Raw genomic sequence first — 22,106 nt, 5'->3', positions numbered from 1 at the left:
AGCGGCGGGGGTAATCGGTGCGACGCAGCCTGCGGCGGCCATCACGCCGGACCTCGACCTGGTCTGTGCGTCTCCCCTCGCCCGTGCGGTCGGTGCTCGTGACCGGGCTGGAGGCGATGCACAGCCGCTCGGTCAGCCGTTGACCGCCTGAGCCGCCGACGAACGGGACCCGTTGGGCAATTCAGACCGCGCGGCCGAACAGCAGCTTCCACGGCATGAGCGCCGACTCGAGCTGCACCTTCAGGCTCATCTTGGACGCGCCGAGCGTCCGCTCCTCGAATCGGATGGGGACCTCGGCGATCGCGATCCCCTTCTTGATGGTCCGGTAGTTCATCTCGACCTGGAACGAATACCCGTTGCTGCGGATGGAGGCCACGTCGATGGCGCGCAGGGTGTCGGCCTTCCACGCCTTGAAGCCCGCGGTGGCGTCCTTGACGCCCAAGCGCAGGATGAGGTTCACGTAGAAATTGGCCCAGGCCGAGAGCGCCTTGCGGTACCACTTCCATTCCGCGGCGGTCGAGCCGCCGGGAACGTAACGCGAACCCAGCACGACGCCGGCGTCCGTGTCGGAGAGCTTCTCCAGCATGGCCGGGATGACTTCGGCGGGGTGCGACAGGTCGGCGTCCATCTGGATCACGACGTCCGCGCCCTCGTCCAGCGCCCGAGTGATGCCCGCGACGTATGCCCGGCCGAGTCCGTCCTTCTCGGTACGGTGCAGCACACCGACCACGTTCGGCAGTTCGGCGGCGAGCTTGTCGGCCACCTCGCCGGTGCCGTCCGGCGAGCTGTCGTCCACCACGAGTACGTGCAGGTCGGGCACCGGCAGCGCGGTCAGCCGCTCCACCGCAACCGGCAGATTTTCCCGCTCGTTGTAGGTCGGCACAACAACGGTAACCCTCAAGGGTCGCCCTCCCTGCTGATCCTGGTTTCCGCTCGCAGCCCACGCCAGGACCTCCGAGCATTCGTCGAGTTCTGGAGAACCGTACTCGATACACCTGATCGCGACCTGAGCGGCCGCACCCGGTGTGACGCGGTCCGAGCCCTCGACCTGCGGCCCAAGATCAACTTCACCGCCCGGGGGAACACCCGGGGCGCGTCACTCCCCGTCCCGCCAGGCCCGATCCCGGGCATCTTCCCGCTCGTTGCGCGCGTGCGCGATCTCCAGCGCGCGCTCGGCCGTCGCTTTGTCCGGGTACGGCCCCATCCGGTCGCGGAACCAGCACTGCCGCCCTTGCTCGGCCCGATTGTGCTTCAAGCAGTAATACCAGCGCTCAGCCATACCTCCAGCATCCCACCGAACACCACCGCTCAATCGCTTTTCCGTTCGCCATCCGTTGCCCGGACTCGGCAATTCACGGCCAAAGGCTTCGGTAATGGATGAGCGCGTGGCACAGGACGACCACACCGAAGATCGCGAAGAGTACGCGCACCGAAGCAGGTCCGTACGAGCTGATAATGCGAACGATTTTCCGATACATCCGCCGCGCGCCGGTCGTACGCCGCATCGCGAGGCCGAGTATCACCAGCGGCGGCAGCAATGCCAACGCGCAATACGCGACCACGATCAGCGGCCACAACGTCGGTAGCGGATTCCGTGCGGAGATCATCGCGAGTCCGGCCAGATAGGGAACCGCGGTCGGCGCCTGTGCGATGCCGATCGCCACGCCGAGGCCGGCGAGCACCCACGGTTGCCGTCGTAGCGCGCTCGCCCGTTCCGGGGTCGCCGTACCGGCCATTCGAATACACGCGAGAGCGATCAGCACCACCCCCGCGAGGAGTTCTGCCCAATACCGCACCGTCGGCGTGACCTCGAAGTCGAACAGATCGGTCAGAAAACCGATCCCCAGGATCGTGCAGATGCCGAAGGCGGTGGTGACGGCGAAGACGCCCGCCAGCAAGCTCAAACCGCTCACCAGCGGCGAGCGACGGCTCAATCTGCTGTCGTAGACCACCGCCGTGGTGACGCCGATCAGCAGCAGGTCGAGCGAGTCGAGGAAGGCGAACCCAGCGAGCGCGAGGAGAAGGATCCACATGGCCGCGCCAGCCTACCCGCGCCCTACAAGCAACCGCGTAGTCCCGAACCCGATGCGCGACCGCTCGATTCGCCATATCGAATCGAGCGGTCAGCGAGCAGAGAGCAACGCCACACCGGACGACGATCAGCCGTCCGCTCGCGCGGACGAAGGAAACCACCAAGCGAGAAAGTCGGGCGACGCAGACCCGCAGAACAGGAATTGAGCGCATAACGAAACGAGCCCGGCTCACGCTCTCCGTGAACAGGGCTCGCCAACAAGTGAAGGTGGCCAGGGCCGGGATCGAACCGGCGACCTTCCGCTTTTCAGGCGGACGCTCGTACCAACTGAGCTACCTGGCCGCAGGCACCCGAAGTGAATGCCATACGCGAAACGCCGGATATCTCCGGCGCTTGCTTGCGACCCTGACGGGACTCGAACCCGCGACCTCCGCCGTGACAGGGCGGCGCGCTAACCAACTGCGCCACAGGGCCATGCTCTGCTACCAACGATCCATGGATCGTACCCCCTACGGGATTCGAACCCGCGCTACCGCCTTGAAAGGGCGGCGTCCTAGGCCGCTAGACGAAGGGGGCTCGTCCCGGATTTCTCCGGACCGGCTTTCAACGGCTGTCCGTTGGGAGCTGGGATAGCTTATGACAGACCGGACTCGAATCCCAAACCGGCTGGTCAGAGGCTCAAACCGAGCTCTTCCAAGCGCGCGTGGGCACGCCACCCGTCGCTACGGAACTTCTCCAGCCATTCCGGGGTGGCCATCGCCTCCATCACGACCTCGAGCGCCTCCTCGAACCGCGCCCGCAGATCGACCTGCCCGCCTAGCAGATCCACCATGTAGCGCTGACCGGCCAGCGCCGCGGCGAGCGTGCGGGTGAACCGGTCGGGATCGGCGTCCGCGCGCAGCTGCCCGTGGTCGATGGCGCGGACGGTGAGCACCCTGGTGGTGCGGCCCAGGATGCGGCCGCCACCGGCTTGCACGTCCCGATAGAAGTCCGGTTCGATGATCAGGCGGTACTCGGCCTGCACGATGATGTCGTGCTCGAGTCGCAGCGCGATCTCGTCGACCACCCCGTGCAGGATGTCCAGCGGGCTGAGATCGGTTCGCGCCAGCCAGCGCTCGGCGGAGGCGCGATAGCGTTCCACCGCGGTCTCCAGCACCGCGCGTGCCAGGTCTTCCTTCGAATCGAAATGGAAGTACATGGCGCCCTTGGTGGCACGCGATCCTTCCAATATGCGGTTGAGCGATGCAGCGGCATAGCCGCTCTTCCCGAACTCAACGGCGGCGGACCTGATAATCGCCGCCCGTGTCCGGCGCGCCCGCTCTTGCTGCCGTGCCATGCTCGAAACGCCTCCGAAGCCTTACTCGCCGCCAATCAGCCACCCCCGAAGGAACGGACCCTCGGCGCGAATTCATGAGTTTTATCAATACGTGGAACCCGGTTTTCGACCGATTGCAGACTTTCGGTACGAAAACGCCCTAAAAACCTGAAACACACCAGCTGGTATAGTTTGCCTGCCCGGGTGCGCCGCAGGGGGTGCGCATCCGGGCATTTCTTCGTTTCGAACGTGCCTCCTCCTGCGGCATCGAGTTCCGTCGAGCCGTGGCCGGCCGGGCCGACCGCGGCACCTTCGGACACAGCAACGACAATCCGAATTCCGTGACGCCGACCGAGTCGACGATTCTTTCGGAATTCACCAAGGCGTCACCGTACCCGGAATCCCGATCCGACACGCGGCAAACCGAGGAGTCAGGTAGCCATCCGATTCGGTTTTCTGTTACGGCAAATGTTCGGCAACCTGATCTACCCATCCGGAGGGTGCGCGAATTCGCCAGCGGTTCAAGGTTGTTCACGCGCGCCGACCGACAACCCGGACGACCGGCCGCCGCCCACGTTTCGCCCGCCAACCCGTCCTCCACGCCTTCCCCGGCCACAGCCGTTCACCCCTGCAAATCCAAAGAGATTGCCAGCCAACATGTTTGAATGATATCCAGATCCAGCTAAGATGAACAAAGCTGGGTGCCAAGTGTTTACCGCCTGCATCGCCCACCGCGCACGCCGCGTTACCCATCCCCCCGCGTCCGCCCGCCCCACCGGGTCCGCCACGCCGCCCCACCCATCCAGCCCGCCCGCCGACACGAACTCCCCCGATTGGGGCATACGCCCCTGCCCGCACTACACTGTTGCTCCGCGCCCCTATAGCTCAGTTGGTAGAGCTACGGACTTTTAATCCGCAGGTCGTAGGTTCGAGCCCTACTGGGGGCACAAAGGTCGGGCGTCCGGATTGCTCCGGGCGCCCGACCTGTTTTCCCGGAGTTCTCCGCCGCGCGGCGCCGGCCATACGGCAGTGGAAGCGGCGCGGCGAGGCTCTATTACCTGTGTCGCACGCAACGCTTCGCAGGAGGCGGCGTCCAGGGAGCGCGCTCGGCGGCGAGAAGGGCTGCGCCGCTCCCCGATCACCGGTCACGGTTTGCACAGTCGGCGCCGTAGACGGTGCGAGCGGTGCGGAGACAGGAACCTCGGCCGGAGCGACATCGCCGGTCACCCCCGGCACGGCCATAGGAGTCACCACGGTGGAGTGGCATGAGTGGTGTACCGGTTGGATTGTGACGAACAGCACAGCTACCTCGCATAGGGCATTCGTCGACTGGAGAGATCGCGTCTCGCGTACCGGTCAGTCATGCGCCGGTTGTGATATCCCCTTGATCGCGGGTGTACGCCGGTCGGCGGAAAAGCCGATGACAGCTCGGCTCGCGCAGTAGATACATATGGACAATTCGCGGCGCAGGACAACTGTCGGGTCACGACGGCACAGCTGGAGGCCCGGATGCTTCGTCGCCTCATGAACAATCCATGCGGCATGACCCGAGGGTGACGAGCAGCCGAGGGCAGTGGCATACGCCGCCGGGCGGCGCATTACGTATAGAAGGACATAGTTGTCGGCGTAGTTGCGATGCGCAGTCGACCGCCTGTCGGCGATCGGGGATGAAAGCCTGCGAAGATCCGACAAGCGTGCGACTTGGAAAGAGCGGCATGAAGGTGTTGGCCTTCGGAGGCGATGGATGGCGATCGGAGACGCCGATTTCACCGCGATCCATCGCGAATCGCCGGCTAGATCGCACACGACGTCATGAAACCAAGGCGCGTGGCGCCCGGGAGACACATGCCGGATCCCGCCATCACACCTACTCACTTCCTGGCGGGTGCCGACCTCTCGACCGCTCTCCACGGAGGGCGTCGTCGGCGCCAATTCACAGGAACATCGCAGCTGGGCTCGCCGCAGTTCGCCGACACGCGCAGAACCAGGGCGTTTCGATCCCATATCGGCCCCCTGGGCCGCCCTTGTGTGTTCGCCCACGTACGGCTAACGCTCCTATCACCGCGTCGATAGACCCATTGCAGCGGGTAGAGCCCATACACTCATGGAGATCACCGAACGGCGAAGAGGTCGTATGAGGTGGATCACCAGAGCATCGATCGCCTAACGGATGCGTTTCGCATCACACCTACGGTGCCGTAAGGTATGGCCGCATCGGTATCGGTCTACCTTGGGATTGACCTGCACGACCGGAAGCACACACTGAAGGGTTCATACATGGCAAGGGATCTGACTCAACTCGAGCTGCTGACGGAGTTGGAGCCGGTTGCCGAAGAAAACGTCAACCGGCACCTCTCCATGGCAAAGGAATGGCACCCGCACGACTACGTCCCGTGGGACGACGGCCGCAATTTCGCGGCACTCGGTGGCGTGGACTGGGATCCGGAGCAGTCCCGCCTCAATGAGGTCGCGAAGGCGGCCATGATCACGAACCTGCTGACCGAGGACAACCTGCCGTCCTACCACCGCGAGATCGCCGAGAACTTCTCTCAGGACGGCGCGTGGGGTACCTGGGTCGGCCGCTGGACCGCCGAGGAGAACCGCCACGGCATCGTGATGCGGGACTACCTGGTCGTGACCCGCGGCGTCGATCCGGTCGCGCTCGAGGAAGCCCGAATGGTCCACATGACCAACGGCTTCGCCTCCCCTGCGGAAGCCGACGCGGGCTTCCTGCATTCCGTCGCGTACGTCACCTTCCAGGAACTGGCCACCCGGGTCAGCCACCGCAACACCGGCAAGGTCTGTGACGACCCGATCGCCGATCGCATGCTGCAGCGCGTCGCCGCCGACGAGAACCTGCACATGATCTTCTACCGCAACATGTGCGGCGCCGCCCTCGACCTGTCTCCCGACCAGGCGATCGAGGCGATCACCCTGATCCTGGAGAACTTCCAGATGCCGGGCGCGGGTATGCCCAACTTCCGCCGCAACGGCGTGCTGATGGCCAAGCACGGCATCTACGATCTGCGCCAGCACCTGGAGGAAGTGGTCCAGCCGGTGCTGAAGAAGTGGAACATCTTCGACCGCACCGACTTCACCGCCCGCGGCGAGGCGGTCCGTGAGCGCCTCGGCCTGTTCCTGGACAAGCTGGGCAAGGACGTCATCAAGTTCGAGGAACAGCGCGACCGGATGCTCGCCCGCGAGGCCGCCAAGCGCGACCGCGCGATGGTCGGCAGCTCCGTGTAGAACCCGAGGAACAACAGCGGGCGCCGCCCCGGGAGACCGAGGGCGGCGCCGGTGTGCACGGCCCGGTGCCGCGCGACATGCGCACCGGGCGAACGACCCGTTCCGGCCGACTTACGTGCGCAAATGAGACACTGGTCGGCGTGACGATGACTACCGAGGCGATGACGAAGCTGCGGATCGGGCCATATCCGGTCGATCCGCCGGTCGTGCTCGCGCCGATGGCGGGCATCACGAATCTGGCGTTCCGCAAGTTGTGCCGGGAATTCGGCAGCCCGACCTCGATCTACGTGTGCGAGATGATCACCGCGCGGGCGGTGGTGGAGCGTAACGAGAAGACGCTGCACATGATGTCCTTCGACGCCGACGAGCATCCTCGCTCGATGCAGCTCTACGGCGTCGACCCGGCCACGCTCGGCGAAGCGGTGCGGATCATCGTCGGCGAGGGCTGGGCCGACCACATCGACCTCAACCTGGGCTGCCCCGTGCCCAAGGTCACCCGCCTCGGCGGCGGCGCCGCCCTGCCGTACAAGCGGACGCTGTTCCGGAGCATCGTGCGCGCCATGGTGAGCGCGGCGGAACCGGCGGAGGTCCCGGTCACCGTGAAGTTCCGCATCGGCATCGATGACGACCACCTCACCTATCTGGACGCGGGCCGGATCGCCGAAGCCGAAGGCGCGCGAGCGGTCGCGTTGCACGCGCGCACGGCCGCGCAGCGGTACTCGGGCCAAGCCGACTGGACCGCGATCGCCCGGCTCAAGGAGGCGGTCACCTCCATCCCGGTGCTCGGCAACGGTGACATCTTCTCCGCCGCCGATGCCGTCCGCATGATGGACGAAACCGGGTGCGACGGTGTGGTCGTCGGCCGCGGCTGCCTCGGCAGGCCGTGGCTGTTCGCCGAGTTGCAGGCGGCGCTGCGCGGTGAGCCGCTGCCGGAGGCGCCCGATCTGGGCCGGGTCGGCGCGGTGCTGTACCGGCACGGCGCGCTGCTTTCCGAGCATCTCGGCGAGGAGAAGGCCATGCGCGATCTGCGCAAGCACATGGCGTGGTACCTGATGGGCTTCCCGGTCGGCTCCGATCTGCGACGTGCGTTCGCCACCGTGGGCAGCCTCGCACAACTGGAAGACCTCGTCGGCCAACTCGACCCGACGGTTCCGTTCCCGGAGGACGCGGAGGGTCCGCGCGGCAGGCAGGGCTCGCCGGGCAAAGTCGCGCTGCCACACGGCTGGCTCGACGACCCGGACGATCCCGCGGTGCCTCGCGCGGCAGATGTGATGCACAGCGGAGGGTGATCGGCAATCGCACAGCGAACGCTGGCGTCGAACCGCTGTGACCTGTTCGATTTTGCCGTGGGGTGGCCTGCCGTGGCGGAATCGTTATCATTGCGGGATCGGTGCCGCCGGTCCGGTATGACCCAGGCGGAAAGCAAGACGAAAAGCGAGGTTCGTTGGTGGGTGACGATCGGCACGGGCGTTCGCCACGGCCCGGAGGTCGCGCCCCGTGGGAGCGGTATCCCGCGGCGGACAACCCCGAAGGAGACGTCGCACGCACGTCTCGTCGTTCCCGCCATACCGACGCCGCTCCTGACCAGAGTTCCGCGCCCCTGACGGTGCAGGATCTCGTCCAGCGAGTCGACAACGAACGCACCGGCCGCCGCGGTCGCCGCGCGGAACCCACGCCACCGGACCCGACCGCCCCGCCGAGCCGAGGCCGCCGCGCGGAACCCAAACCACCGGACCCGACCGCCGCGCCCACCCGAGGCCGCCGCCCCGAGCCCGGCCCACCGGACCCCGCCGCCGCGCCCATCCGAGGCCGCCGCGCCGAGCCCACGCCACCGGTTGCCGGCTCTCCGACAAACCGAGGCCGCCGCCCTGAGCCGGTACCGCCGCAGGCAGGACCACCATCCACACGAATCAATCGCGCCGAGCCACGTCAAGAAGCTCCGCGCCGACCCGCCGACCCGGCCGCCGCCAACGGCCGTGGCGCGGCAGCCGGTCCCCGGCGCGCACCGGACTCACCACCGCCACGCCAGACCGGTAGCTCACCGGTGGTCCAGGACATCACGGGCGCGACACCGGCCGCCCGTCCCGCGAACCGCCGCCCTGCCGAGCGCTCGGCATCCGCCGCACCACCCGTCGCTCCCCCGGAACCGGAACAGGCCGAAGAGGTCACCGACGTCCTACCTCCGCTCGACGAGCCCACGCGCGCCAAGCGCAAGGGCGTGAGTTGGCCGACCAAGGACGGCAAGGACGCCAAGCCGAAGCCCGTCGGCACCGCCCAGACCCGTCTGCAGGCCTCCAAGGAGCGCCGCAACAAGCGTCTGCGCACCGCGGGAAGGGCGGGGGGTGCAGTGTGCGCTGTGCTCGCTCTGCTGGTCACCGGCGGCGGCTGGAGTTACCTACGGTCGACGACGGACGGCTTCACCCAGGTCTCCGCCCTCGACGAGAACTCGCAAGACATTGTCGATTCCGATGCCCAGCTCGGCGACGAGAATTACTTGCTCGTCGGCACCGACACCCGTGCAGGGGCCAACGGCCAGCTCGGCGCGGGCACTTTGGATGACGCCGAGGGCGCCCGCGCCGACACCACCATGCTGGTCCACATCCCGAAGGCCCGGAATCGGGTCGTCGTAGTCTCCTTCCCGCGCGACCTCGATGTGACCAGGCCCCAGTGCAACGGGTGGGACAACGAGAAAAACGGATACACCAACGAGAAGTTCCCGTCTGCCATGGGCGACAAGCTCAACGCCGTCTACAACCTCGGCGGCCCGATGTGCCTCGTCTCCACGATCCAGCGCCTCACCGGCGCGTCGATCAATCATTTCATCGGCATCGACTTCGCCGGTTTCGAGTCCATGGTCAACCAGATCGATGGCGTCGAGGTCTGCGCGTCCAAGCCGCTCGTCGACGACGTGCTCGGCACCATCCTCGAGCACCCGGGCAAGCAGCGCATCGACGGCCAAACCGCGCTGAACTACGTGCGCGCCAGGCATGTCTACGGCGAGGAGCGCAGCGACTACGACCGTATCAACCGACAGCAACGCTTCCTCGCTTCGCTGCTTCGCGGCACGCTGTCCAGCAAGGTGCTGTTCAATCCGGGCAAGCTGAACGGCTTCATCAGCGCGTTCAGCCAGCACACCTGGGTACAGAAGGTCGAACCGAGCGACCTGCTGACGCTGGGACGTTCACTACAGAAGATCGACGCGGGCGCAGTCACCTTCATCACCGTTCCGACCGCGGGCACCACCTCCTACGGCAACGAGATTCCCCGCGAATCCGACATCAAGGCGATCTTCAAGGCGATCCGCGACGACCAGCCTCTGCCGGGCGAGAAGCCGACCGTTCAGGCGAACACACCCGCTCCGGCCCAGGCCGCGCCGACACCGACCAAGTACAGGGCGGTGGATCCCTCCACGGTCTCGTTGCTGGTGTCCAACGGCTCCGGAATCGAAGGTCTGGCGCGCACGGCGGCCACCAAGCTCGGCAACCAGGGCTTCATGATCTATAACACCGGAAACTACGCCAACGGCACCTCCACGACGACGAAGGTCCGCTACGCCCCGGGCCTGGAAGCCGAGGCCGCCACCGTGGCCACCTCGATTCCCGGCGCAACCATCGAGGCAGCCGACGATCTGGGCGGCATCGTCGAGGTTGTCATCGGAGGCGACTCGAAAAACGGCGTCACCGTGAAGGCGCCGACGCCGGTGAGTGACGAGATCACCAACGTCACGACGAGCACCTCGACGAGTTCGACGCCCGCCGTCCTGCCCTCCGACCTGGAACATGTCAATGCGGCCGACGAGGCCTGCAAGTAGACGACCGGGTGCACCCCTGCCCCACCTGGCTCCGCCCGCCCCTTGAGTGCGTACCGAGTCACGTACTACCGCAACGATATTCGCTGGGACTCCAGTTCAGTGGCTGCTAGTGTCGAGAACGTGACCATCGACATGGAGGGGGTTTCAGTGGTACGCAAACTAATCTTCGGAGCAACCGCGGCGGCGGCCGCCTTGGCATTGTTCGCAGGTCCCGCCCAAGCGGACGGGTGGTGGCAGTACGAAACGCCACAGGAATGTGAGCACTCCCGACAGGACGCCTTAAATCACGGAAGCCGCGTAAGCGGGTGCCAGTTGGTCCCCAACGGCAGCTCGTTCGGCGACGGCGACGCCTGGGGGTATCGCATTTACAGCTAAGTTCGGGCCGAACTCCGACGGCGACTGCGCGAGCGCTCGGTCGCCATCGAAGTTCTCGGGGTGAAACGGGACCCGCCCTCCGATCTGGAGCACATCAACGCCGCCGACGACTGCACGTTGCACCGGCGCACACGGCAGCACAGATGCGACGCAAATCACAGATCGCCGTGATGCGGCCGTTTCGCGGTCGGAGAGCGTGCGGATCGCGGTCGTTGAATGATCAACGGCAACTCCCGCGCTAATGATGCACACCGGTCATTCACTCCCTGTTCGTGACTTGGTCAGCGCGGCGAACTAGTGTCAGTTTCCATGCGTGTCATCTACAACGAGCAAATGGCTGAGCTCGCCCACCTGCTGGGTGAGATGGCCGGGTTGGCCGGCTCGGCCATGGAGCGGGCTACCCAGTCGCTGCTCCAGGCGGACCTCGCCCTGGCGGAGCAGGTGATCAGCGAGTCCGACCGGATCGCCGAGCTGATCCAGGACGCCGAGGAGAAGGCCTTCGCTCTGCTCGCGCTGCAAGCTCCGGTCGCCGGTGATTTGCGGCAAGTGGTGAGCACGATCCAGATCGTCGCCGATGTGAATCGGATGGGCGCGCTGGCGCTGCACGTGGCGAAGGTCGCGCGCAGGCGTCATCCGAACCACGCGCTACCGGAGTCCGTCAACGGCTACTTCGCCGAGATGGGCCGCATCGCCGTGAACATGGGAGCCAGTGCGCGTGAGGTGCTGGAGACCCGTGACCCGGAGCGCGCCGCGCAGCTGAACGAAGACGACGAGGCGATGGACGATCTGCACCGTCACCTGTTCACACTGCTCATGGACCGCGACTGGAAGTACGGCGTCGCGGCTGCCGTCGATGTCACGCTGCTCGGTCGCTACTACGAGCGCTTCGCCGACCACGCGGTGGAAATCGGCCGCCGTGTCATCTTCTTGGTCACCGGAGTGCTCCCGCCGGACCCCGACTCGGAGTCGTAAACGAAAAGCTTGCTGCGCTTGACGTTTCGCAGGCGGCGAATGATAGATTGAGCCGCACAGGGCGAGATTGCTCTGGTATAGCGTTACGCCGGAGGGGAACCGGCATGAAGGGGGGCGTTATGAACGTCGATCCAGCGGAGCTGCGCGCGCTGGCCGCGTCGATGGACAAAATCGGCGGCGAGATCGGCGCATTGACCGTGCGTGCCACCACCGACGCGCTCGGTGGCGTGCTGCCCGGTTCGACGGTGGGTGAAGCGTGTTCCACAGCGGGTTCCCACGTCGAAGACGCATGGCGGCGAATGGCCATGCGCTGCAAAAGAGTTTCGAATATCGCGAAAGGCGGCGCCGCGAATTACGAGGTGTCCGACCAGGAGTTTCGCGCGGGTCTCGACGCGATGGGCGCACAGCTGTGAGGTCTACGAGCAGTACGCCAACCCTCAGCCAGGTGCGGTCGGAATGGCAGCCGTGGAAACTGAGCGAAGCCGGTACCGAAATACGCACGCGCAACGGCGAATTCGTTTCCCTGATCGATCAAACGGTGACGCAGATCCGGGCTGCGGGCGCGCATTGGAGCGGTGACGCCTATTACGCCGCGTACGACCGCATCGCAGGCGACCGCGACACGGCGAACAAGGTGGCGTTGGATACCGAGACGCTCGCCCAGACATTGATCGACAGTGGTACCAGCCTCGTCGGATTCCGCCAAACGTTGCTGGACAAGGTCGATGAGGCCGTGGCGGCCGGATTCACCGTCTCCGAGGACTGGCAGGTCACTCCCGGGCCGGGCGCCTCGGACGAGGACGGTGATGCGCAGTTCACCTACCAGACCGCCATCACCACCGCCATGAACGAACTGCTCGGCACCCAGACGGACGTCGCGGCGAAGATCGAGCAGGCGAGCGGCGACGTCAGCACCCGAGCCGCTCAACTCGGCGACGGCGACCCGCTCGACAGCGACAAGTCCGCCGACGAGACGGACCCGGCCCTCGCGTTGTACAGCAAACAGTCCGACGCCTCGGCCACGGACCAGGCCGCAGGCACACCGGCGGACGACAGCAAGCAGTCCGACCAGACGGCCCCCGCGAGCACACCGCAGGCGAGTCCGATCGCCGCCCAACAGCAGTCCGCCGACCAGACCGGCGCCGAGAACAAACAGGACAGCGGCGAGTCGGGCGATGGTAAGGACAAGAAAGAAACGGGCGACGGCAAAGACAAGCAAGACACCGGCGACGGAAAGAACAAAGACACCGGGGACGGCAAAGACAAAGGCACCGGCAACGGGTCCGAGGACAAGTCCGCCTCCACCGGTGCGGCCAGTGACCCGAACTCGTGGAAGCCGTCGGATGTGACGAGTCTGATCAGCTCGGTCAGCCAGATCACCGGCAATGTGCCCACGCTGATCGAATCCATCGGCAAACTCGACGACGATCTCGACGACATCATCAAAGCGGGCGGGGAGGCCGGAAAGGGTCTGATCGAGGCCGCCGGTACCAGCGCCGAGAAGTTCGCGAACGCCGTCGACACGATCGCCGGAACGCACCAAACGGACGGCACGCACACGGACTCACCGTCCACGGGTGACCCCGCCGGAACCGGGACCCCGAAGCAGAATCCGGCGGCCACCGATCCCACGACCGGACAACCCGCAGCCACCGATCCGAACGCGAAGACGGACGATCCGAACGCGAAGTCCACCGATTCGAAGACCGACCATCCGGCAGGCACCGAGAACAGCAAGACGGATAAACCGAATTCGTCGCAACACGCGGAAACCAAGCAGGACCAACCGGCGTCCGTCCGGCAGGCGAGCTACACCAATGCCGACTCCGGCAGTCCGAGCACTGCTCCCGCGTCCGCGTCCGGTTCCCCGTCCACCGCACCCGCGAGCACCGGACTGCTCGGAGGAATATCAGCGGCGAATCGTGAATCGGATTCGGAGCACACGCGCCGAGTGCAATCCACGCCGACGCCGCTGTTCGAGACCCCGCCTCTCGACGAATAGCCGAGGCCCGAATATCCGAAGGCCCTGGGGGTGGTCACCGCCCAGGGCCTTCGTTTTGCGTATGCGGCGTGTCCGCGGATGCGGAACCCGCCTCGAGATCAGCCGAAGCGACCGGAGATGTAGTCCTCCGTGGCCTTCTGCGACGGGTTGGAGAAGATCTTCTCGGTGTCGTCGATCTCGATCAGCTTGCCCGGCTTGCCCTGGGCCTCCAGGTTGAAGAAACCGGTCTGGTCACTCACGCGCGCGGCCTGCTGCATGTTGTGGGTGACGATGACGATGGTGAATTCCTTCTTCAACTCGGTGATCAAATCCTCGATCGCCAGGGTCGAGATCGGGTCGAGCGCCGAACAGGGCTCGTCCATCAGCAGCACGTCGGGCGAAACCGCGATGGCGCGCGCGATGCACAGACGCTGCTGCTGACCGCCGGAGAGGCCGCCGCCCGGCTTGTCCAGGCGGTCCTTCACCTCGTTCCACAGGTTGGCGCCGCGCAGCGAGCGCTCGGCGACCTCGTCGAGTTCCTTCTTGTTGCGCACGCCCTGCAGCTTCAGACCCGCGACCACGTTGTCCTTGATGGACATCGTGGGGAACGGGTTGGGCCGCTGGAAGACCATGCCGATCGTGCGGCGCACACCCACCGGGTCGACCTGCGTGCCGTAGATGTCCTCGCCGTCCAGCAACACCGCGCCCTCGACCCTGGCATTCGGGGTTACCTCGTGCATCCGGTTGAGCGAACGCAGCACGGTGGACTTGCCACAGCCGGAGGGACCGATGAAGGCGGTCACGCTGCGCGGCAGCACGGTCAGCGAGACATCGGACACGGCGTGGAACTTGCCGTAGTAGATGTTCAGATCTTTGACGTCGATCCGCTTGGCCATTGTCGGTAATCCGTTCCGCTTCTATCGGTTCCGGGTGAGCAGGCGGTTGAGGACCGCAGCCGCCAGGTAGAGGAGGGCGATGATGAGGATCAGGGTCAGTGCCGCGCCCCAGACCCGCTCGCGTCCGGCAGCTTCAGGGTTGGCCAGCTCCTGGTAGATCAACAGCGGCAGCGACGCCATGTTGCCGTCGAAGATGTTCGTGTTGATCGACTTGCTGTAGCCGACCAGCACCAGCACGGGAGCGGTCTCGCCCATCACCCTGGCGATGGCCAGCAGGATGCCGCTGATCATGCCGGGCAGCGCGGTGGGCACCACGATCCGCACGATGGTCTTCCACTTCGGGATGCCCAGCGCGTAGGAGGCTTCACGCAGTTCGTCCGGCACCAGTTTCAGCATTTCCTCGGTGCTGCGGACGACCACGGGCAACATCAGCAGCACCAACGCCAGCGACACCGCCAGCGAGCTCTGCGGGAATCCGAGCGTGGCGATCCACAGCGCGAAGATGAACAGCGCCGCGACGATCGACGGGACGCCGGCCAGGATGTCGACCATGAAGGTGGTGACCTTGGCCAGCAAGCCGCGGCCGTACTCGACCAGGTACACCGCGGCCATGATGCCGAGCGGCACCGCGATCACCGTCGCGACCAGCGACTGCACGAGGGTGCCGTAGATGGCGTGGTAGACGCCGCCGGCCATCTGGTTGGGCAGCACACCCTTCAGCGAGTTCTGCCACCAGTCCGCCCGGACCACTGCGCTGAAGCCCTTGCTGATCACCATGATCAGGACCCAGGCCAGCGGTACCAGCGCGACCGCGAAGGCCAGCCACACCAAGCCGGTCGCGACGTTGTTGCGCACCTTTCGCGCCAGGCTCACATCGCGGAAGGTGGGCGGCTTGATCGGCCGGTCCAGAGTCGAGGAGGTCATCACCCGTTCACCCTTCCGCCCGCGGCCAGTCGAGCGAGCGCGTTCACGACGAAGGTCAGCGCGAACAGCACGAAGCCTGCCGCGATGTACGCGCCGGTCGGCAGCGGGGCACTGAACTCCGCGGCGGCCGAGGCGATTTTGGAGGCGAAGGTGTAGCCGCCGTCGAACACCGACCAGTGTCCTGGCTGCGCGGCCGTCTTCAGCACGATCAACACGGCGATGGTCTCACCGAGCGCGCGGCCGAGGCCGAGCATGGCGCCGGCGATCATGCCGCTGCGCCCGTAGGGCAGCACCGTCATCCGCACGACTTCCCACTTCGTCGCGCCGAGCGCCTGCGCCGCCTCGATGTGCGCGCGGGGGGTGAGGTTGAACACCTCACGGCTGACCGACGTGATGATCGGCAGGATCATCACCGCGAGCACGACGCCCGCGGTGAAGATCGTGCCGCCGCTGGCGAGCGGGATGTTGCCGTCATCGAAGAGGAACAGCCATCCCAGGTTGTCGTTCAAGAAGTTCTGGATCGGCTCCAGTTGCGGAGCGAGCACCAGGATTCCCCACAGACCGAACACGATCGAGGGCACCGCCGCGAGCAGATCGACGAGCACCGAGAACGGCCGTGCCAGCGTCTTCGGCGCGTAGTGCGTCAGAAACAGCGCGATGCCGATGCCGATCGGAACGGCGATCACCAAGGCGAAGACCGAACTGAGCACCGTCACCATGAACAGATCCCGGATGCCGAACCTTAAGTGGTTGGCGTCCGAGGTGTTGAACTCGGTGCTGGTGAAGAAGTTCGCCTCGTTCGCCAGCACCGACGGCACCGCCCGGATGAGCAGGAACAGCGCGATCAACGCGATGGACGCGACGATGATCGCACCGGCCGTCGTCGCCAGCGAGCGGAAGATGATCTCCGCCCGCGGGCTGTGCTGGCGACCGCTCTTCGCGGTCGGTTCGGTGCTCGGCTTGCTCGGCATGAGCGCAGTATCTCCGCCTGCTCGCTGGTCGGTCGAATCAGACGGACCAGCGGCGGCAACCTCGTCGTGCACGGTCATGTGGGACTGCTATCAGGAGATGGCGTTGATGGCGGTGGTCAGCTTGGTCTTGAACTGTTCCGGGATCGGGATGTACCCGGCCTCGTCCAAGCCCTGCTGGCCGTTGGTGACCGCCGAGGTGAGGAAGGCCTTGACCGCCTTCGACGTGTCGGCGTCGGAGTACTTCGAGCACACGATCTCGTAGGTCGGCATCACGATCGGGTACGCGCCCGCCACCGACGGCTTGTAGAACGAGGAGGTGTCGATGACCAGGTCGTTGCCCTGGCCGGAGACCTTCGCGGACTCGATCGCCTTGCCCGCCGAGGCGACGCTCAGCGTCACCGGGTCCTTGCTCGCCGAGGTGATGATGCGCGCGATCGACAGGTTCTGCGCCTTCGCGAACGACCACTCGTTGTAGGTGATCGAGTTCTTGGTGCTCTTCACCGCGGCCGAGGTGCCCTCGTTGCCCTTCGAGCCCGCGCCGACGCCGCCGTTGAAGGCCTTGCCCGCGCCCTTGCCCCAGGCGCCGTCGGAGGCGGAGTCCAGGTAGAGCTGGAAGTTGTCGGTGGTGCCCGACTCGTCGCTGCGGAAGATCACGGCGATCGGCTCGGACGGCAGCTTGGCGTTCGGGTTCAGCGCCTTGATCTCGGGCGCGTCCCAGGTGGTGACGGTGCCGTTGAAGATCTTGGCGGCGGTCGGGCCGTCCAGCGCGAGATCGGTCACGCCGTCGATGTTGTAGGTGATCGCGACCGGGCCGAACACGGTCGGCAGGTTCCACGCGGGCGAGGCGCAGCGGTCGGCGGCCTTCTTCGGCTCGTCCTTCTTCGCGCTCAGCGGGGAGTCGGAACCACCGAAATCGGTCTGGCCACCGAGGAACTCGCTCACACCGGCGCCCGAGCCGCTCGAGGTGTAGTTGAGCGTGGCGCCGTCGCAGTTCTTCTCGTACGCGGCGATGAAGCGCTCCATCGCGTTCTTCTGCGCCGAAGAGCCGCTGGCCTTGAGGGCCTTCTTGCCGCCGCAGGCGACGTCGACCTTGGCCACGTTGCCCGAATCGGCCGAGGTGTTGTCGTCGCTGCCACAGGCGGCCAGCGCCATGGCGCCGACGGCCAGCACACCAACGAGGGCGCTGCTGCGCTTGAGATTCACTATTCCTCCGGAATGGCGTCCTACTCGTCCGGTCCCTCACCGGCCCGGACGGGTGTTGTGGTGCTGTTCGCGGGGAACTTGCGCACCAGGCAGCAGTGTGCTGCCCTCACTCAACCTAAGGTCATGTGGTTGACAGTTGGACCGACCTGAGTGAACGGAGAGTGAACAGCCCGGCGCGATTGCGCCTGGTAGATGTGACGTTTGCCGCAGTTTTACTGGCGCGCATCCATTCTGCCGCCTGTTATTCAACCTCCGCCGCCGCGTAGGCGACGTCGACATGTGCCGGAGCGAATCCGAGACGGGTATAAGTGCGCACCGCGGCGACATTGTCGGCCTCGGTGTAGAGCAGAACTTCGGCCAGCCCGCGCTCCCGCAGGTGATGCAGACCGGTCAAGGTGAGCAGCCGGCCGAGTCCGCGCCCTTGCGCCGCCGGATCGATGCCGACCACGTAGACCTCGCCGAGCGGCGGTTGCTCCGCGTGATGCACCTTGGTCCAGTGGAATCCCAGCAGACGATCAGGGGCCGCGGTGTCGAATGCCAGGAACAGGCCCGCCGGGTCGAACCACGACTCGTCACGGCGGATCTCGATGTCGCGCCGGGTCCACGCGCCCTGTTCCGGGTGCCAGGCGAAGGCGGCGCCGTTCACTCGCAGCAATTCCGCGTCGTCGGCGGGACCGGCGTAGGTGCGCAGCACGATGCCGTCCGGCACGGCCAATTCCGGTAGCTCAGGAGTTGCTAGAGACCGGCGCATCTGCCACAACTCCCGCACGGTCCGCAGCCCGAGCCGCGCTGCGACGGCTTTGGCCGCCGGCCGGTCGCCGTGCGCCCAGACCCGCGCGCCCGGACCGCCCGCGGCCAGCGCTGCCGCGACCAGATCGGTACCGACGCCGTGACCGCGCCGAGCCGGGTCGACCGCGACCTCGGCCATAGCAGGGTGTTCGCCGTGGGCCGGAACGAGATTCGCGTAGCCGACGACGGCGCCTTCGCGCCGCGCGAGCAGATGGCGCGCTCCGGTATCCGCGCCCGAAGTCAGCGACAACACGGCCTGTTCCGAGACCGGGGCGACACCGTCGGCCTCGGTGGTGCGCGAGAGCAGATCGGTGACCGCCCGCGCGTCGCCCGCGTCGGGGCGGTCGGTCCACTGTGTCGTCGCGCCGCTCATCGGCCTCCGTTCATCGAGCCTGCGGACCCCGCATGGAGTCCACTCCTGGCAACGTCGTAGCGGCAGGTGGCATTTCGGCCCCGCCGAAGCGATGCGGGCACGGTCCGCCGACGATTACTGCACGGAGCCGTTGACCGGCGTGAGCGGTGAATCGTCGGTGCCCTCGTTGTCGTCGTCCGGAAAGCTCACCGGCTCCCCCTTGACCGCCGCGCGCGAGGGGCGCACGGCCTTGTAGCCGACATTGCGCACCGTGCCGATCAGCGACTCGTATTCGGTGCCGAGCTTGGCGCGCAACCGCCGCACGTGTACGTCCACGGTGCGCGTGCCGCCGAAGAAGTCGTAGCCCCAGACCTCTTGCAGCAGCTGCGCGCGGGTGAACACCCGGCCCGCGTGCTGCGCCAGATACTTCAGCAGCTCGAACTCCTTGTAGGTGAGATCGAGCGGGCGGCCACGCAGACGCGCCGTATAAGTGCCCTCGTCGATCACCAGCTCACCGAGGGTGATCTTGCCGGTGTTCTCCGGGCTGGCCACGCCGCCGTTGCGGCCGACCAGCAGCCGCAGCCTGGCGTCGAGCTCGGCGGGGCCGGTGCCGGGCAGCAGGATGTCGTCGAGTCCCCAGTCCGCGTTCACGGCGACCAGGCCGCCCTCGGTGAGCACCGCGACGACCGGCACCGAGGACCCGGTGCTGCCGAGCAAGCGGCACAAACCGCGGGCGGCGGCCAGGTCCGTCCTGGCGTCCACCAGCGCGACATCCGCCGTGCCTGCCTCGAGCAGCGAGGCCACCTCCGTGGGCGCAGGGCGCACGTTGTGCGCGAGCAGCGCGAGCGAGGGCAACACCGACTCGGGGTTGGGGTCGGAGGTAAGCAGGAGCAGCTCCACGGGCCCTCCTCCCATCTCGTAGCCACGTGGATGCGGCAGCACCGCCGCGGCCACGTCGCTAATCACAGGTAATCGGATGCAAGATTAGCGCGTAACAAGGCATGACCACGCATTCCGGGGTCGGCGAGCGCACCGGAGGACACTCGGGAGCCCCGCCCGGGCCAACCGATATGGTGCGTACATGGGTTACGCATCGGGCATGCCCGCCGCCGGCGAGGCCCCCGAGGCGGTAGCCGAACGCGCGCCGCGCGGCTCCCGGCCGCCGCGGCCCGAGACCCGGAGAGACGGGGGAGCATGCGCAAGCTGATCATCGGCCTGCTGTGTCTGGCTGGGTTCGCCGTCGTCGTCGACTTCAGTACCGCGGCCTATTCGGAGTATCGCGTGTCCCGAGCGCTGCGCGACGGCGCCGATCTCACCGCCGATCCCGAAGTGACGATCCACGGTTTCCCCTTCCTCGGCCAGTCCTGGGACAGCCGCTACGACCACGTGGAGATCCGGGCCCGCGCGAAGCGACTGGACATCCCGGGAGAGATCGCGCTCGAGGCGACGCTGACCGGGGTGCGGCTGCCGGTCGGCGAACTCGTCGACGGCAGCCTGCGCGGCGTCCCGGTGGAGCGCGTGGACAGCCGGTTGCGGGTGGAGCCGACCGAACTCGGCAGGCTGTTCGCCATTCCCGATCTGCAGGTGCACTCGCGGCCTGCCGACAAGTCCGACGGGACCGGCGGATCGGGCGGTTCCGGCATGACCACCACGGGCGCACTGGTGCTCACCGGAACCATGCCGGAGACGCCAGGCGCGCAGTACGGCGGTGAAAAAGTCAGCGTGCAGGCCGATCTGCTGCTCGACGGCGATCAGGTGAAGATCGTGGCGACCGGGTTCTACCGCGGCCCGCCCGGCACCGAGACCATGCCTGTGGCGGTGATCACCGAGGCCGATCGCCCGGCGGTCCTCGCCCGCTTCACCCGTACCATCGACACCAAGGAGTTGCCGTTCGGTGTCCGGCCTACCAAGGTCTCCGCTCAAGGCGGTCAGATCGTCGTGGAGGGCAAGGGCGTGAACGTCACGATCGACCTCGACCGATTGCAGCGACCATGATCCAAGTCACCATCCTCGCAGTAGTACTGCTCGCCGCGCTGGCGGTGGGCGTCCTGCTGCGCCGGCGCGACGGCAAGATCCGCGCGGCCGACGGCATCGACCTGTCCCACACCGCCCGCGCGGAACTGCTGGCGTCCGTCGGCGTGACCGGCGCCGGTCCCGCGGTACTGCATTTCTCCGCCGAGTGGTGCGGACCGTGCTCCGCTGTTCGCCGGGTGGTTGCCAACGTCACAGGCCAGCTCGCGGGCTCACCGCAGCCGCCGCAGGACATCGAGGTGGACATCGACGCCGAGCCTGCGCTCGCCCGGGAGCTGAACGTGCTCTCGCTGCCCACCACGTTCGTCTTCGACATCGCGGGCAGGGAACGGTTCCGCATCTCCGGCGTGCCCAAGGCCACGGATCTGCACTCCGCGCTCGAGCCGCTGACCGCGGCGGCCTGAGCTGCGACGACAAGCCCCCTGGACGGAAGTGATCCACCCCGGGTCCATATTCTCCCGCCGAATTGGGTAAACTGCTGACGTGCTTACCAACCACGAGCTGATGCTCACCCGACGCCGCACAGTGGATCTGTGTCGGCTCGGTGGTTGTTGCTGCCTGTGCCGCTGAGCGGTCGGCTTTTCCGGATTTCCTGACGCCGACCCCTGTCCGCCGCGCGAGCGATCTCACGATCCCCCGGCGAATTGGCAAATTTTCAGTCATCGGACTTATTCAGCGCAGGAGTACGCACAATGTCCACCGAGATCCGTAATACTTCCGAAGCGATCCCCGTTTCTTCCGACCGGGTCGACGTGCGCGGACCACGATTCGCCGCATGGGTGACCACCGGCGTCCTCGTCGTGGTGCTGCTCGCCGCCGCGTTCTCGCCGGTCGCCGCGGGGGTGTTGATCGCCCTGCAAGCAGTCGTCTTCGCGGTCGGCGCCGCCCTCGGCCCGCGCCGCCACCCCTACGGCCGGATCTACGCGGCCGTCGTCGCGCCGCGTCTCGCGCCGACCACCGAGACCGAGCCGACGGCCCCGCTGCGGTTCGCGCAGTTGCTCGGTTTCGTGTTCGCGGCCGTCAGCCTGCTGGGCTTCGCGCTCGGCTCCACGATCGTCGGCGCGGTGTTCGCCGGCTTCGCCTTGTTCGCGGCGTTCCTGAACGCGGCGTTCGGGCTCTGCCTGGGTTGCCGGATCTATCCGCTGGTAGCCCGCCTCCGCCGGACCCCGTCACCGGCATCGAACTGACCCTGCACGTCATCTCTGAAA

Annotated in this window: 19 protein-coding genes and 4 tRNA genes; 10 read left to right on the top strand and 13 right to left on the bottom strand. The window is 66.6% G+C overall.

The genetic code is table 11. From position 1 onward, the window contains the following. Positions 1-181: 181 nt before the first annotated feature. From ACFV2O_RS05790 to ACFV2O_RS05760, 7 genes are all read right to left on the bottom strand, one after another. Positions 182-901, bottom strand: a complete 720-nt coding sequence (locus ACFV2O_RS05790) for a polyprenol monophosphomannose synthase (protein WP_379250453.1) — start codon at positions 899-901, stop codon at positions 182-184. A gap of 195 nt (positions 902-1,096) precedes the next feature. Next, positions 1,097-1,279 carry a hypothetical protein gene (locus ACFV2O_RS05785; protein ID WP_355075016.1) on the bottom strand — a complete coding sequence of 61 codons (183 nt, stop codon included), beginning with the start codon at positions 1,277-1,279 and terminating at the stop codon, positions 1,097-1,099. Between the two features lie 73 nt (positions 1,280-1,352). Further along, entirely contained in the window at positions 1,353-2,033 is a 681-nt protein-coding gene (locus ACFV2O_RS05780) for a GAP family protein (protein WP_379250451.1), read from the bottom strand. Positions 2,034-2,300: 267 nt separating this feature from the next. After that, positions 2,301-2,374 (bottom strand) — tRNA-Phe (locus ACFV2O_RS05775). A gap of 58 nt (positions 2,375-2,432) precedes the next feature. Beyond that, positions 2,433-2,506, bottom strand: a tRNA-Asp gene (locus ACFV2O_RS05770). Positions 2,507-2,535: 29 nt separating this feature from the next. Beyond that, positions 2,536-2,608 (bottom strand) — tRNA-Glu (locus ACFV2O_RS05765). 94 nt (positions 2,609-2,702) lie between these two features. After that, positions 2,703-3,368 carry a TetR family transcriptional regulator gene (locus tag ACFV2O_RS05760; protein ID WP_355077042.1) on the bottom strand — a complete coding sequence of 222 codons (666 nt, stop codon included), beginning with the start codon at positions 3,366-3,368 and terminating at the stop codon, positions 2,703-2,705. 853 nt (positions 3,369-4,221) lie between these two features. On the opposite strand from ACFV2O_RS05760, the gene ACFV2O_RS05755 reads away from it, so the two are divergent. The 7 genes from ACFV2O_RS05755 (at position 4,222) to ACFV2O_RS05725 (ending at position 13,753) form a co-directional block, all read left to right on the top strand. Next, a tRNA-Lys gene (locus ACFV2O_RS05755) sits at positions 4,222-4,294 on the top strand. Positions 4,295-5,624: 1,330 nt separating this feature from the next. Beyond that, complete coding sequence (locus tag ACFV2O_RS05750; protein WP_355077002.1) at positions 5,625-6,593, top strand: acyl-ACP desaturase; 969 nt, start codon at positions 5,625-5,627, stop codon at positions 6,591-6,593. Positions 6,594-6,754: 161 nt separating this feature from the next. Beyond that, positions 6,755-7,882 (top strand): tRNA dihydrouridine synthase DusB, encoded by a 1,128-nt coding sequence (gene dusB, locus ACFV2O_RS05745; RefSeq protein WP_379250845.1) that lies wholly within the window; start codon positions 6,755-6,757, stop codon positions 7,880-7,882. A 755-nt stretch (positions 7,883-8,637) separates the two neighbouring features. Further along, complete coding sequence (locus tag ACFV2O_RS05740; protein ID WP_379250449.1) at positions 8,638-10,404, top strand: LCP family protein; 1,767 nt, start codon at positions 8,638-8,640, stop codon at positions 10,402-10,404. Positions 10,405-11,088: 684 nt separating this feature from the next. Further along, positions 11,089-11,751 (top strand): phosphate signaling complex protein PhoU, encoded by a 663-nt coding sequence (gene phoU, locus ACFV2O_RS05735; protein WP_355076998.1) that lies wholly within the window; start codon positions 11,089-11,091, stop codon positions 11,749-11,751. Positions 11,752-11,870: 119 nt separating this feature from the next. Beyond that, entirely contained in the window at positions 11,871-12,164 is a 294-nt protein-coding gene (locus ACFV2O_RS05730; protein WP_379250447.1) for a hypothetical protein, read from the top strand. Between the two features lie 32 nt (positions 12,165-12,196). Then, the gene (locus tag ACFV2O_RS05725) at positions 12,197-13,753 is read left to right on the top strand and encodes a hypothetical protein (RefSeq protein ID WP_379250445.1); all 1,557 of its coding nucleotides are present in this window, start codon (positions 12,197-12,199) and stop codon (positions 13,751-13,753) included. Between the two features lie 98 nt (positions 13,754-13,851). Here ACFV2O_RS05725 and pstB read toward each other — a convergent pair whose 3' ends face one another. The 6 genes from pstB to ACFV2O_RS05695 all read right to left on the bottom strand — a co-directional run bounded on the left by pstB (position 13,852) and on the right by ACFV2O_RS05695 (position 19,767). Beyond that, positions 13,852-14,628 (bottom strand): phosphate ABC transporter ATP-binding protein PstB, encoded by a 777-nt coding sequence (gene pstB / locus ACFV2O_RS05720; protein WP_039795034.1) that lies wholly within the window; start codon positions 14,626-14,628, stop codon positions 13,852-13,854. Between the two features lie 21 nt (positions 14,629-14,649). Continuing rightward, on the bottom strand, positions 14,650-15,552 hold the full coding sequence (gene pstA, locus ACFV2O_RS05715) for a phosphate ABC transporter permease PstA (RefSeq protein ID WP_379250443.1): 903 nt from the start codon (positions 15,550-15,552) through the stop codon (positions 14,650-14,652). Continuing rightward, positions 15,552-16,523 carry a phosphate ABC transporter permease subunit PstC gene (gene pstC / locus ACFV2O_RS05710; RefSeq protein WP_379250441.1) on the bottom strand — a complete coding sequence of 324 codons (972 nt, stop codon included), beginning with the start codon at positions 16,521-16,523 and terminating at the stop codon, positions 15,552-15,554. Before pstC ends, pstA begins: the two co-directional genes overlap by 1 nt. Before the next feature lie 90 nt (positions 16,524-16,613). After that, on the bottom strand, positions 16,614-17,726 hold the full coding sequence (pstS, locus tag ACFV2O_RS05705; protein ID WP_355076989.1) for a phosphate ABC transporter substrate-binding protein PstS: 1,113 nt from the start codon (positions 17,724-17,726) through the stop codon (positions 16,614-16,616). Between the two features lie 241 nt (positions 17,727-17,967). Continuing rightward, positions 17,968-18,888, bottom strand: a complete 921-nt coding sequence (gene mshD / locus ACFV2O_RS05700) for a mycothiol synthase (RefSeq protein ID WP_379250439.1) — start codon at positions 18,886-18,888, stop codon at positions 17,968-17,970. 114 nt (positions 18,889-19,002) lie between these two features. Then, the gene (locus ACFV2O_RS05695; protein ID WP_355076986.1) at positions 19,003-19,767 is read right to left on the bottom strand and encodes a response regulator transcription factor; all 765 of its coding nucleotides are present in this window, start codon (positions 19,765-19,767) and stop codon (positions 19,003-19,005) included. A 294-nt stretch (positions 19,768-20,061) separates the two neighbouring features. On the opposite strand from ACFV2O_RS05695, the gene ACFV2O_RS05690 reads away from it, so the two are divergent. The 3 genes from ACFV2O_RS05690 (at position 20,062) to ACFV2O_RS05680 (ending at position 22,085) form a co-directional block, all read left to right on the top strand. Then, positions 20,062-20,862 (top strand): LmeA family phospholipid-binding protein, encoded by an 801-nt coding sequence (locus tag ACFV2O_RS05690; protein ID WP_379250437.1) that lies wholly within the window; start codon positions 20,062-20,064, stop codon positions 20,860-20,862. Further along, positions 20,859-21,302, top strand: a complete 444-nt coding sequence (locus tag ACFV2O_RS05685) for a thioredoxin family protein (RefSeq protein ID WP_379250435.1) — start codon at positions 20,859-20,861, stop codon at positions 21,300-21,302. The genes ACFV2O_RS05690 and ACFV2O_RS05685 overlap by 4 nt, the downstream gene beginning before the upstream one ends. Positions 21,303-21,590: 288 nt before the next feature. Beyond that, entirely contained in the window at positions 21,591-22,085 is a 495-nt protein-coding gene (locus ACFV2O_RS05680; protein WP_364425042.1) for a DUF4395 domain-containing protein, read from the top strand. The last annotated feature ends 21 nt before the right edge of the window (positions 22,086-22,106 follow it).

Origin of the sequence: Nocardia sp. NPDC059691 (assembly GCF_042733915.1) — a bacterium.
Taxonomy (GTDB): domain Bacteria; phylum Actinomycetota; class Actinomycetes; order Mycobacteriales; family Mycobacteriaceae; genus Nocardia; species Nocardia sichangensis.
Note: the sequence above shows the minus strand (reverse complement) of the source record. Positions and strands in the feature narration are given on the sequence as shown.